Source organism: Klebsiella sp. LTGPAF-6F (genome assembly GCF_001753185.1).
Lineage (GTDB): Bacteria > Pseudomonadota > Gammaproteobacteria > Enterobacterales > Enterobacteriaceae > Klebsiella > Klebsiella michiganensis.
The window spans coordinates 957,655-970,664 of sequence record NZ_CP017450.1 but is presented as its reverse complement, the minus strand read 5'-3'; the positions used below and the strand labels follow the sequence as shown (position 1 = coordinate 970,664).

10 protein-coding genes are annotated in these 13,010 nt (G+C 58.2%); 3 read left to right on the top strand and 7 right to left on the bottom strand.

The features are described from left to right. Positions 1–109: 109 nt before the first annotated feature. Complete coding sequence (sltY, locus tag BJF97_RS04640) at positions 110–2,047, bottom strand: murein transglycosylase (RefSeq protein WP_014227838.1); 1,938 nt, start codon at positions 2,045–2,047, stop codon at positions 110–112. Between the two features lie 273 nt (positions 2,048–2,320). Here sltY and ettA point away from each other — a divergent pair, with 273 nt between their 5' ends. Then, positions 2,321–3,988 (top strand): energy-dependent translational throttle protein EttA, encoded by a 1,668-nt coding sequence (gene ettA, locus BJF97_RS04635; protein WP_014227837.1) that lies wholly within the window; start codon positions 2,321–2,323, stop codon positions 3,986–3,988. 108 nt (positions 3,989–4,096) lie between these two features. Here ettA and nadR read toward each other — a convergent pair whose 3' ends face one another. Genes nadR through serB form a run of 3 tightly spaced genes read right to left on the bottom strand, consistent with a single transcriptional unit; the run spans position 4,097 to position 7,714 of the window. Further along, entirely contained in the window at positions 4,097–5,329 is a 1,233-nt protein-coding gene (gene nadR, locus BJF97_RS04630; protein ID WP_004098414.1) for a multifunctional transcriptional regulator/nicotinamide-nucleotide adenylyltransferase/ribosylnicotinamide kinase NadR, read from the bottom strand. Between the two features lie 21 nt (positions 5,330–5,350). Then, positions 5,351–6,733, bottom strand: coding sequence for a DNA repair protein RadA (radA, locus tag BJF97_RS04625; RefSeq protein WP_004098408.1), 1,383 nt, complete (start codon positions 6,731–6,733; stop codon positions 5,351–5,353). Between the two features lie 9 nt (positions 6,734–6,742). Then, positions 6,743–7,714 carry a phosphoserine phosphatase gene (gene serB / locus BJF97_RS04620; protein WP_014227836.1) on the bottom strand — a complete coding sequence of 324 codons (972 nt, stop codon included), beginning with the start codon at positions 7,712–7,714 and terminating at the stop codon, positions 6,743–6,745. Positions 7,715–7,818: 104 nt separating this feature from the next. Here serB and BJF97_RS04615 point away from each other — a divergent pair, with 104 nt between their 5' ends. Next, positions 7,819–8,460 (top strand): YtjB family periplasmic protein, encoded by a 642-nt coding sequence (locus BJF97_RS04615; RefSeq protein WP_032692985.1) that lies wholly within the window; start codon positions 7,819–7,821, stop codon positions 8,458–8,460. 10 nt (positions 8,461–8,470) lie between these two features. Then, positions 8,471–9,487 carry a lipoate--protein ligase LplA gene (gene lplA / locus BJF97_RS04610; protein WP_014227834.1) on the top strand — a complete coding sequence of 339 codons (1,017 nt, stop codon included), beginning with the start codon at positions 8,471–8,473 and terminating at the stop codon, positions 9,485–9,487. A 49-nt stretch (positions 9,488–9,536) separates the two neighbouring features. Here the strand turns inward: lplA and deoD are convergent, their stop codons facing one another. The 3 genes from deoD to deoA all read right to left on the bottom strand — a co-directional run bounded on the left by deoD (position 9,537) and on the right by deoA (position 12,951). Beyond that, positions 9,537–10,259: a purine-nucleoside phosphorylase gene (gene deoD, locus BJF97_RS04605; protein ID WP_004098401.1), complete on the bottom strand. Its 723-nt coding sequence runs from the start codon at positions 10,257–10,259 to the stop codon at positions 9,537–9,539. A 93-nt stretch (positions 10,260–10,352) separates the two neighbouring features. Next, on the bottom strand, positions 10,353–11,576 hold the full coding sequence (gene deoB, locus BJF97_RS04600) for a phosphopentomutase (RefSeq protein WP_014837353.1): 1,224 nt from the start codon (positions 11,574–11,576) through the stop codon (positions 10,353–10,355). 52 nt (positions 11,577–11,628) lie between these two features. Next, positions 11,629–12,951 carry a thymidine phosphorylase gene (deoA, locus tag BJF97_RS04595; protein ID WP_014227832.1) on the bottom strand — a complete coding sequence of 441 codons (1,323 nt, stop codon included), beginning with the start codon at positions 12,949–12,951 and terminating at the stop codon, positions 11,629–11,631. Positions 12,952–13,010 lie beyond the last annotated feature (59 nt).

Here is a 13,010-nt window from a genome sequence, read left to right as displayed (position 1 = left end):
ACCTGTCGAATGTACTCACTAACGAGTACAAAGCATAACATACTTCTGTCCGGACTCTACGGATTTCGGGCAACATCGCGAAATACGATGTTGCCCGACGACGGCGATATTAATAGCGCAGCTTCCACTCCGCATCGCTCAGCAGCGTCTCTTTCTGGCCCATAAAATAGCGATAGTAGGCGTCATAGGACAAAACGTTTTTCACGTAGCCGCGCGTTTCAGAGAAAGGGATGCTCTCAATAAACGCCACCGCGTCAATGCGGCCGCCGCTGTTGCCCCGCCACGTGCGCACCCGCCCGGGACCGGCGTTATAGGCCGCGGAGGCGAAGATACGGTTATTGCCAAACTGCTGATAAACATATTGCAGATAGCTGGTACCAATGTTGATGTTCATTTCCGGATCGAGCAGCTGCGATGGGCCGCTATAGCCGGGAATACTGAACATGCTCACCGTATGCGTTGCCGTCCCCGGCATAATCTGCATCAGACCGCGGGCGCCAACCGGTGAACCGGCTTTCGGGTTCCAGGCGCTCTCCTGACGCGCAATGGCCATCGCGTAGCTTTGCGGAATATCTTTACCGCTGATATAGCGGGTAAAGAGGTCGTTATAGGCCAGCGGGAAACGCTCTTCCAGCTGATCCCACAATTTGCCGGCGATGGTGGCCTGGACGCTGAGATCCCACCAGTTCTGATTAAACGCGTAACGAGCCAGCTGCGCCTGCTGGTCTTTGGTCTTGCTGGTGACCAGATTGGCCCACTCGCTGCGGGCGGTGTTATCCATATTCCAGTACATCAGTTCGCGCACCCGCGCCATTTCCGGCCCAGAGGTCAGCGCCGGATCGAGGTTCGCTGGCGCTTTATCGATGCGGAACCTGTACTCCTCGCCAAGGCGCTGCGCGGCGACCATCGGATAGAAGCCGCGCTGCTGCATCAGCGAGCGGAGAATATCTTTCGCTTCGTCATCGCGCCCGCGCTCCAGCAGCAGATCGGCCTGCCAGTAGCGCCATTCGTCCTTCTCTTTCGCCTCCATCGGCAAGCGCGCCAGCCAGGTGTTCAGGCCCCGGCGGTCCCCAAGGCCCAGCGCCATACGTACCCGGCGCTCCACCAGCGAGGTGGATTGCGAACGCATGATGGCATCGTCGCGCCAGATGGCCTGCTCTTCGGTCACGTCGCTGCCCATCAGGCGCCAGGCGACGATGTCCCGCAGCTCCTGAATCTGATCTTCATTGAGCTGCTGCGCCTGCGCTAATGAGGGGATCATCAGGCGTGCATTTTCCACATCCTGCCGCGCAACGCTGGCAAACGCGACCGCCGCCATCTGGCGGGTAAAATCCGTCGCGCCGGTTGTTCGGGCGAACGTCATCACGCTATTGGGATCGTTAGCCAGCGCGATGACCGCCGTCGAAATCGTTTGATAATCGGCAGGCATCTGCTGGGCCAGGACCCGCACCAGGCTGGTATTGCCCGCTTTCATCGCCAGGCGAATGCGTTCAAGGTAGGCCAGCGGATCCTGCTGGCCGGAGGCGCGCCAGGCGCCAAACAGCTGGTCACAGGCGTTTGGCTGACTTTTGCCGCTCAGCCACAGCGCTTTGGCACCGTCCCAGGCCTCCTGAGCCTGGCCGACGTTCCACTTCGCATAGTAGTAATTGCACTGCGCCTCGGTACCGGTCGGCTTATCCGGGCTGAAGGCCAGCAGGCCGCGCCAGTCGCTACGGCGCGCCAGTTCATTGACGAACCGTGATTTCAGCGAGCGCGCGGGAGGCAACGTCGGGTTGGCGGCGATAAAGTTGGTCACCACCAGCGCCGGCTGGTTCATCAGATCGTCGGTAATCTGCCGGTACTGGAGATAAGGATAGAGCGGATAGGTCGTCAGGGTGGGCATCAGCTGGTTGACGACGTCCATTTGTCGACTGTCCCACGCCTGTTTAATTTGAGCATAGCGGCTGCGCTGTTCATCCAGTGAATCCGCATGCGCCAGTTGGCTTAACGTCAGCAGACTTACGCCGGCGGCCAGAAGACGCCACGTCACAGTTTTGGCTTTTTCCACAAGCTCTTCCTCTATTCAGATACACCACAGCAGCATCATGCCGCGGGCAAAAATTTCAGGTATTACGTAGATATGCTAATCAGACAACGCGAATCGCGCCACGTCCCGGACATTTTTTTACGCTTTTGTGAATCCCATCGCCTCGCTGGGATTAAAGCGCGAAAAAGGCTACACTTCGCCTTTGAAAACTATTCACTACCCTACTCAAAATCATTCTGGCTGCATCAAGCGAGCCTGAGGGATGAAGAGTATATAAAAGAGGCGAAGTCCAACGTGGCTCAATTCGTTTATACCATGCATCGTGTCGGCAAAGTGGTTCCGCCGAAACGTCATATTCTGAAAAATATCTCCCTGAGCTTTTTCCCTGGCGCAAAAATCGGCGTTCTCGGTCTGAACGGCGCCGGTAAGTCTACCCTGCTGCGCATCATGGCCGGCATCGATACCGATATCGAAGGCGAAGCCCGTCCGCAGCCGGGCCTGAAAATCGGCTATCTGCCGCAGGAGCCGCAGCTCAATCCGGAGCAGACCGTCCGTGAGTCGGTTGAAGAAGCGGTGGCCGAAGTGGTCAACGCCCTGAAAGGTCTGGACGAGGTGTACGCCAAATACGCGGAGCCGGATGCCGACTTCGACAAGCTCGCCGCTCAGCAGGGCAAGTTCGAAGAGATTATCCAGGCGCACGATGGCCATAACCTGAACGTCCAGCTTGAGCGCGCGGCGGATGCCCTGCGTCTGCCGGACTGGGACGCGAAAATCGCCAACCTGTCCGGCGGTGAGCGCCGCCGCGTCGCGCTGTGCCGCCTGCTGCTGGAAAAACCAGACATGCTGCTGCTCGATGAACCGACTAACCACCTGGATGCAGAGTCCGTCGCGTGGCTGGAACGCTTCCTGCACGATTTCGAAGGCACCGTCGTGGCAATTACCCACGACCGCTACTTCCTCGATAACGTCGCCGGCTGGATCCTTGAGCTTGACCGCGGCGAAGGTATTCCGTGGGAAGGCAACTACTCCTCCTGGCTGGAGCAGAAAGATCAGCGTCTGGCGCAGGAAGCTTCTCAGGAAGCGGCGCGCCGTAAGTCAATCGAGAAAGAGCTGGAGTGGGTCCGTCAGGGCGCGAAAGGCCGTCAGTCTAAGGGCAAAGCCCGTCTGGCGCGCTTTGAAGAGCTTAACAACGTCGAGTACCAGAAGCGTAACGAGACTAACGAACTGTTTATTCCGCCAGGCGCACGTCTGGGGGATAAAGTCGTGGAAGTCAGCAACCTGCGTAAGTCCTACGGCGACCGTCTGCTGATTGACGACCTGAGCTTCTCGGTACCGAAAGGCGCTATCGTCGGCATCATCGGCCCGAACGGCGCGGGTAAATCCACCCTGTTCCGCATGATGTCCGGTCAGGAACAGCCTGATGCCGGTTCAATCACCCTGGGTGAAACCGTCAAGCTGGCCTCCGTCGATCAGTTCCGCGACGCGATGGACAACAGCAAAACCGTATGGGAAGAAGTTTCCGGCGGGCTGGATATCATGAAGATCGGCAACACCGAGATGCCGAGCCGCGCCTACGTGGGCCGCTTTAACTTCAAAGGCGTTGACCAGGGCAAGCGCGTTGGCGAGCTGTCCGGCGGTGAGCGCGGTCGTCTGCACCTGGCGAAGCTGCTGCAGGTGGGCGGTAACGTCCTGCTGCTCGATGAGCCCACCAACGACCTGGATATCGAAACCCTGCGCGCGCTGGAAAACGCCCTGCTGGAGTTCCCGGGCTGCGCGATGGTTATCTCGCACGACCGCTGGTTCCTCGACCGCATCGCGACCCACATTCTGGACTACCAGGATGAAGGTAAGGTGGAGTTCTTCGAAGGTAACTTTACCGAATACGAAGAGTACAAGAAACGCACCCTCGGCGCCGATGCGCTGGAGCCGAAGCGTATTAAGTACAAACGTATCGCGAAGTAAAAGCAAAAGGGCAACGCAGGTTGCCCTTTTTCGTGTTTGCCCCCTCCCCCGCCGGGAGAGGGTTGTAGCCCGGCGCAGGCATTCATGCGGCATCAGGCCGCAGAAGGCCTATCCCTGCTCGCCCATCATCTCTTTCACCAGCTCCACGCAGCGCAGGAAGCGGGCATCGTAGTCGGCCTCTTTTACATGCACAAAATCTATCTCGTTTTCCTTAAGCAACGACACCAGCAGCGTCTGAAACTCTTTGCGGTCCACCGAGCTGCCAAGGCTACGCAAACCATCGGCCACCCACGGCGTGTTGTTTTCCAGCAGGATGACCAGGTCAAAACGATACTCGTCGATCAGCGCCTGCACAAAGGGGTGTTCCCGCCCTTCGTACTTGAGACAGAACGCCTGGGTGCTGACAAAGTCCGTGTCGATGAACGCCACCTTGTTGGCATACTTCACCGCGAAATCAATATACTGCGCGTGGCCGAGGGCAATCTTGTCGTAGTCGGAATATTGCAGCGCCATCTCATCGCCGCCGAGGTGCGAAAAGACGTAGTCGCGGCCATACTCCCAGGCGCTGGTGGTATTAAAGATATTGGATAGCTTATTCACCAGCGTCGACTTACCGCTCGATTCACCGCCCAGGATCGCCACCGTGCGCACGAAAAACGGCTTCACTTCGGTAGGAATATATTCCCAATAGCGGAACGGATTTTCACGAATCTGCCCGCCGCTGATGTTCATAAAGGTGCGTTTAGGATCGATGAGTACGGTTTCAATTCCCAGATGATCCAGATACTGCGGCGCGTCGCCCTCTTCCGAGGTGTAGATCCAGTTAGGCTCAATGCCCTTCTCGTTCATAAAGGCGCGAATCCCGCGGCTCCAGACGTCCCAGCCGTGCGGATAAGGTTCCATCCCCTCTTCATTGAAGGCGTGGATGCGGATATTTTTCTGGTACTTGAAGGTCTGCAGCAGCCAGCGCAGGCGATCGGGCACGGTCGGCTGCTGCGACATCGCGCTCTTTTCAAACAGCTCGCGGTCGCGGGGATCATCGTAGCCCATAATGATGTGCAGCTCATCGACCTGGCTACAGGCGCGCTGAATCAAATAGATGTGGCCGGTATGCAGCGGGTAAAACTTACCAAATACCACGCCAACGCTTTTTTGCCGACGCGGAAACTCCAGCCCGAGAAACCGGTGCAGCGCTTCCAGCTTCTGCGCGCTGGGGCTTTTAATTTTCGCGTTCAGCAGCTGGCTCAGATAGCCTTTTGTCATCCCGCTGGCGTCAGCTACCTGCTGTAGCGTACACCCCTTCTGCTTAATGGCGCTTTTTAAATAGTCAAATGACGACATCGCGAGTCTCCTTTTAACTTATTATAAGTCGTCAAAGACGCTAAGTGCGTCCGCAAGCTTTTTCACGCCAAAGATTTGCATCCCTTCCGGCACTTTTTTCGGCACATTGGCTGCCGGAACAATCGCCCGACGAAAACCATGCTTAGCCGCTTCTGAAATACGCTCCTGGCCGCTCGGCACCGGGCGAATCTCGCCTGCCAGACCCACTTCGCCGAAAACCACCAGGTCCTGGGGCAGCGGACGGTCGCGCAGGCTGGAAACCATCGCCAGCAGCAGCGCCAGATCGGCGCTGGTTTCGGTGACCTTCACCCCACCAACGACGTTGACGAAGACGTCCTGGTCGGCCATCTGCAGACCGCCGTGACGATGCAGAACCGCCAGCAGGATCGCCAGACGGTTCTGCTCCAGCCCCACCGCCACGCGGCGCGGGTTGGACATCATCGAGTGATCGACCAGCGCCTGGATCTCCACCAGCAGCGGTCGCGTGCCTTCCCAGACCACCATCACCGAACTGCCGGAAGTCACTTCGTCACCGCGGCTCAGAAAGATAGCCGAGGGGTTGCTCACTTCACGTAGCCCCTGCTCGGTCATAGCGAATACGCCCAGCTCGTTGACCGCGCCGAAGCGGTTTTTATGGCTGCGCAGGGTGCGGAAACGAGAATCGGCGTCGCCGTCGAGCAGCACGGAGCAGTCGATACAGTGCTCCAGCACTTTCGGCCCGGCCAGCGAGCCGTCTTTGGTCACGTGGCCGACCATGACGATAGCCACGCCGCGCGTCTTGGCAAAGCGCGTTAAATAGGCCGCCGTTTCGCGCACCTGGGCCACGCTGCCCGGCGATGACTGCACGTCGGCCATATGCATCACCTGGATGGAGTCGATAACCATCAGCTGCGGCTTTTCTTCATCGGCAATCTGGCAAATCTGCTCAATGCTGGTTTCTGACAGCATATTGAGGTTAGCCGTCGGCAGGCCTAAACGGTGAGCGCGCATCGCCACCTGCTGAAGCGACTCTTCCCCGGTGACGTAGAGCGTTTTCATACCTTCGGCGAGCTTACACAGGGTTTGCAGCAGCAGCGTCGACTTACCCGCGCCGGGGTTGCCGCCGATCAGAATCGCGCTCCCCGGCACCACGCCGCCGCCGAGCACGCGGTCAAACTCTTTAAAGCCGGTCGAAAAGCGCGGCAGCGCTTCGAGGCTGATATCGGAGAGCTTCTGCACTTTCGATACGCCGGCATTACCGGCATATCCTGACAGACGTTCGTTTCTTGCCACCTGGGGCGAAGCGGCAATGCGCATCTCGGTTATGGTATTCCAGGCATGACAGGCGCTGCACTGCCCCTGCCAGCGCGGATAATCCGCACCGCATTCATTACAGACAAATGCGCGTTTTGGAGCTTTCGCCACGTTAACCTCTTACTTTTGATTCATGCTGCCGGAGAGAATACAGAATACTCCCATCAGGTCAGCGTGGCGGATTGTCACTTCCGCCAGTTCATTAACTTTGGGCTTAGCATGATAGGCGATGCCGAGCCCTGCCGCTTTAATCATCGGCAGATCGTTTGCGCCATCGCCAATGGCGACGGTTTGCGCCGGCGGGATCTCATACTTTTCCGCCAGTTTACGCAGCGTATTGGCTTTGTATTTCGCATCGACGATATCGCCGATAACGTTGCCGGTCAGCTTACCGTCCATGATCTCCAGTTCGTTGGCGACCACCGCGTCGAGATGCAGCTTGTCGCGCAGATACTCGGCAAAGAAGGTGAAGCCGCCGGAGGCGATCGCCACTTTCCAGCCGAGCGTTTCCAGCTTCAGCACCAGCTGGGTCAGGCCCGGCATCAGCGGCAGCGTTTCCCGCACCTGCAGCAGAATATTGGCATCGGCATCTTTCAGCGTCGCCACCCGCTGGCGCAGGCTGGCGGTAAAATCAAGTTCGCCGCGCATCGCGCGCTCGGTCACTTCAGAGACCAGCTCGCCGGTACCGGCCAGTTTGGCGATTTCATCAATGCACTCAATCTGAATCGCCGTCGAGTCCATATCCATGACCAGCAGCCCCGGCGTACGTAAATGCGGGATTTTACCCAGCGGCGCGACGTCAAAACCGGCCTCATGGGCCAGACGGGTCGCCCGTAGCGTTAAAGAACCAGCCAGCCGAATCACCTGATAGTCGTCAACCGCCCAGGAGGCAACAATCACCAGGGCCGCCCCCAGTTCGCGCTGCCACTCGGTCAGGCGACGCTTGTTAAGACCGCGGCCATACAGCAGCCAGCCGCTGCGTCCGGCGTGATAATCCAACGGCATGACCTCATCACCGCTCAGGGAAAGCGGCAATCCAGGCCACTGGGAAACATCTTCAGGCAGGTCGCACCAGGTCAAACTGTTTGGCATCACGGCTCCACATAACTTCATTCAGGCGAGGAAAATAACGCATGAGGCTACCTTGTAACCAGCGCTTCTGGCAACATTAAGCTGCAAATTTTCAAAGGTGGAATATGGTACGCGCAAAACTTAAATTCCGGCTGCATCGCGCGGTGATTGTTCTGATCTGTCTCGCGCTCCTCGTCGCCCTGATGCAGGGGGCCTCATGGTTCAGCCAGAACAGCCAGAAGCAGCGCAATCCGCAGCTGGAAGAGCTGGCCCGCACGCTCGCCCAGCAGGTCACGCTCAACCTGGCGCCGCTGATGTGTAGCGAAACGCCCGACGAAAAGCGGATTAGCCAGCTGCTGGATCAGCTTACCCATAAAAGCCGGATCCTCGACGCCGGCGTATATGACGAACAGGGCGACCTGGTGGCGCGTTCCGGCGAAAGCGTCGAGGTACGCGATCGGCTGGCGCTGGACGGTAAAAAAGCCGGCGGCTACTTCAACCAGCAAATCGTCGAACCTGTTCAGGGTAAAAACGGCCCGCTCGGCTACCTGCGCCTGACGCTGGATACCCATACCCTGGCCACCGAAGCGCAGCAGGTCGATAATACCACCAATATCCTGCGTCTGATGCTGCTGCTATCTCTGGCCATCGGCGTCGTCCTGACGCGCACCCTGCTGCAGGGTAAACGTACCCGCTGGCAGCAATCGCCTTTCCTGCTCACCGCCAATAAGCCGGTGCAGGATGAAGATAAAGATGAATCAGAATAAGGAAATCGCCATGTCCACGCTGCGCCTGCTGCTCTCCGACTCTTACGACCCCTGGTTCAATCTGGCGGTTGAGGAGTCTATTTTTCGCCAGATGCCCGCGACTCAACGGGTGCTGTTTCTCTGGCGCAATGCCGATACGGTGGTCATTGGCCGCGCGCAGAACCCGTGGAAAGAGTGCAACACCCGACGTATGGAAGAAGATAACGTGCGCCTGGCCCGTCGCAGCAGCGGCGGCGGCGCGGTATTCCACGATCTGGGCAATACCTGCTTTACCTTTATGGCCGGCAAACCGGAGTACGATAAAACCGTTTCCACAAATATCGTGTTGACGGCGCTGAATGCGCTGGGCGTAGCGGCGGAAGCCTCGGGCCGCAACGATCTGGTGGTCAAAACCGCCGAAGGCGACCGCAAGGTCTCCGGTTCCGCCTATCGCGAAACGATGGATCGCGGCTTTCACCACGGTACGCTGCTGCTGAACGCCGATTTAAGCCGCCTGGCCAACTACCTCAATCCCGATAAGAAGAAGCTGCAGGCCAAAGGCATTACCTCCGTGCGCGGACGGGTAGCCAATCTGGTCGAGCTGCTGCCGGGCATTACCCATCAGCAGGTTTGCGAGGCGATTCAGGAGGCGTTCTTCGCCCATTACGGCGAGCGCGTGGAGGCCGAAGTGATCTCTCCGGAGAAAATGCCGGACCTGCCGAATTTTGCCGCGACCTTTGCCCGCCAGAGCAGCTGGGAGTGGAACTTTGGCCAGGCTCCGGCCTTCAGCCATCTGCTGGATGAACGTTTTACCTGGGGCGGCGTAGAGCTCCATTTCGACGTCGAAAAAGGCCATATCACGCGCACGCAGATTTTTACCGATAGCCTCAACCCGGCGCCGCTGGAAGCGCTGGCCGCCAGGCTACAGGGATGCCTCTACCGCGCGGATATGCTGCAGCAGGAGTGCGATGCATTACTCGTGGATTTCCCGGAGCAGGAGAAAGCGCTGCGGGAGCTCTCGGCATGGATTGCCGGCGCGGTACGCTAACGTGCGGTCACCCCGGCCCTCTCCCATAGGGAGAGGGCGGAAGAGATGATTACTCTTTATCGCCCAGCAGAACGGATTCCAGCGCGATTTTAATCATGTCGTTGAAGGTCGTCTGACGTTCAGCGGAGCTGGTCTGCTCGTGGGTACGGATGTGGTCGGAGACCGTGCAGATGGTCAGCGCTTTCGCACCAAATTCCGCCGCGACGCCGTAGATGCCGGCCGCTTCCATTTCCACGCCCAGGATGCCGTATTTTTCCATCACGTCGAACATTTCGCCGCCGTCCGGCGCATAGAACAGGTCAGCGGAGAAAATGTTGCCCACGCGAGCGTCAACGCCCAGCGCTTTTGCCGCGTCAACCGCGTTACGCACCATGCCAAAGTCGGCAATCGCCGCAAAGTCGTGGTCCTTAAAACGCATACGGTTAACTTTAGAGTCGGTGCAGGCACCCATGCCGATAACCACGTCGCGCAGCTTAACGTCCATACGCACCGCGCCGCAGGAGCCGACGCGAATGATTTTTTTGACGCCGAAGTCGGTGATCAGCTCTTTTGCGTAAATGGAGCAGGATGGGATCCCCATGCCGTGACCCATAACGGAAATTTTGCGGCCTTTGTAGGTACCGGTGAAGCCCAGCATACCGCGCACGTTATTCACTTCGCGGACATCTTCAAGGAACGTTTCTGCAATGTGCTTCGCGCGCAGCGGGTCGCCAGGCATCAGCACAACGTCAGCGAAATCGCCCATTTCTGCGTTAATGTGTGGAGTAGCCATCGTTAAATCCTTCTGAATGTTTTACCTGATGGCGGCTATGCCTAATCAGGTCGACAAAAAAGGCCCGGCGAGCGAGGCTCACCGGGCAAATAATCACAGCATGTTTTTGCCGTATTCCATCGGAGACGTACCGAAGTACGTTGCCAGGGTCTGGCCGATATCGGCGAAGGTTTCGCGGTGACCCAGCGAACCCGGCTTCACTTTCGGGCCATAGATCAGCACCGGAATGTGCTCGCGGGTATGGTCGGTACCGGTCCAGGTCGGGTCGCAGCCGTGGTCGGCGGTCAGGATCAGAATGTCATCTTCCCCGACCAGTTCCATCAGCTCCGGCAGACGGCGATCGAACAGCTCCAGCCCTGCGGCATAGCCTGCAACGTCGCGGCGGTGGCCCCAGGAAGAGTCGAAGTCCACGAAGTTGGTGAAGACGATGGTCTCGTCTCCCGCTTCTTTCATCTCTTTGATGGTCGCGTCAAACAGCGCATCCAGGCCGGTCGCCTTCACCTTTTTGGTGATACCGCAGTTGGCGTAGATATCGGCGATTTTACCCACCGATACAACCTGGCCCTTTTTCTCGTCGACCAGCTTCTGCAGCACCGTCGGCGCCGGCGGCTCAACGGCCAAATCGTGGCGGTTACCGGTGCGCTGGAAGTTGCCGGCTTTGTCGCCGATAAACGGACGCGCGATAACGCGACCGATGTTGTAGCCGCCTTCGGTCAGCTCTTCACGCGCGATTTCACACAGCTCGTACAGCTTATCGAGACCAAAGGTCTCTTCATGGCAGGCAATCTGGAATACCGAGTCAGCGGAGGTATAGAAAATCGGCTTGCCGGTTTTCATATGCTCTTCGCCCAGCTGGTCGAGGATAACGGTACCGGAAGAGTGGCAGTTGCCGAGGTAGCCCGGCAGGTTGGCGCGCTTAACCAGTTTATCCAGAAGTTCCTGCGGGAAGCTGTTTTCATGCTCGGGGAAGTAGCCCCAGTCAAACAGAACCGGCACGCCGGCGATTTCCCAGTGGCCTGACGGGGTGTCTTTACCGGAAGAGAGCTCATGCGCCCATGCGTAGGCGCCGATAACGTCCGCGCTGCCGTCCATACCGGCGGCAATTTTACCGGTAGAACCCTCATGGGCTTTAACCAGCCCCAGACGGGTCAGATTCGGTAGATTGAGAGGGCCTTTGCGGCCGTTGTCAGCCTCGCCTTTGGCACAGGCTTCTGCAATATGGCCCATGGTGTCTGAACCGACGTCGCCAAAGCGATCGGCGTCTTCAGTCGCACCGATGCCGAATGAGTCCAGCACCATAATAAATGCACGTTTCATATTATTCTCCGTACCTTTTGCGCTGCAAAAAAGCGATCAGATCAGTATATAACTATTCGGTGATACGACGATAGACCGTCGGCGTCATTTCAGGCGCTTTATCGTCAAGTTTAATGGCCGCTTTCACGGCTTTGGCCGCTTCCTGCCAGCTGTTTTCATCTTTAGCATGGATAACCGCCAGCGGCTGCTGCGCGTCGATACGCGCGCCGAGGCGAACCACGTCGGTGAAACCGACGCTGTAATCAATCAGATCCGATGCCTGACGGCGACCGCCGCCCATTGATACCACCGCCATGCCCAGCGCGCGGGTGTCCATTTCGGCGACAAACCCTTCGCCTTCGGCATAGACGGCTTTGCTCAGCATCGCGGCCGGCAGATACTTATCGTAGTTTTCCACGAAGTCGTTCGGCCCTTTTTGCGCCGCCACCATCCGGCCGAAGACTTCTGCGGCTTTACCGTTATCCAGCACCGCCTGTAGCTTCGCCCGCGCGTCGGCGTCATTCTGCGCCAGCTTGCCGGAAATCAGCATCTCGACGCACAGCGCCATCGTCACCTCAAGCAGCCGCGGATTGCGGTACTCGCCGGTGAGGAACTGCACGGCTTCACGCACTTCCACCGCATTACCGGCGCTGGAAGCCAGCACCTGGTTCATATCGGTTAACAGCGCGGTCGTCCGCACGCCGGCGCCGTTGGATACCCCGACGATCGCTTCGGCCAGCGCGGCGGAAAGCTCATAAGTAGGCATAAAGGCGCCGCTGCCGACTTTGACATCCATCACCAGCGCGTCCAGGCCTTCCGCCAGCTTCTTGGCGAGAATGGAGGCGGTGATCAGCGGGATAGAGTCCACCGTTGCGGTGATATCGCGCGTGGCGTAAAAACGTTTGTCCGCCGGCGCCAGAGAGCTGGTCTGCCCGATAATCGCGACGCCGACATCTTTAATGATTTCACGGAAGCGGCTATCGTCCGGGAAAATATCGAACCCAGGAATCGCTTCCAGCTTGTCGAGCGTACCGCCGGTGTGCCCGAGACCGCGCCCCGAGATCATCGGGACATAGCCGCCGCAGGCCGCGACCATCGGCCCCAGCATCAGCGAGGTCACATCGCCTACGCCGCCGGTAGAGTGTTTATCGACGATCGGGCCATTGAGATTAAGACTCTTCCAGTCGAGAACGGTCCCTGAATCCCGCATCGCCATGGTCAGCGAAACGCGTTCCGGCATAGACATATCGTGGAAAAAAATGGTCATCGCCAGCGCGGCGATCTGCCCTTCTGAGATGGTGTTGTCGCGGATGCCGTTGATGAAAAAACGAATCTCTTCATCGCTCAGCGCATGACCATCACGTTTTTTACGAATAATTTCTTGTGCGAGAAACAAGATAACCTCCCGAGGAAAGAGTCAAAGACCAACCACAGGCCGGACAGCATCCGGCCTTG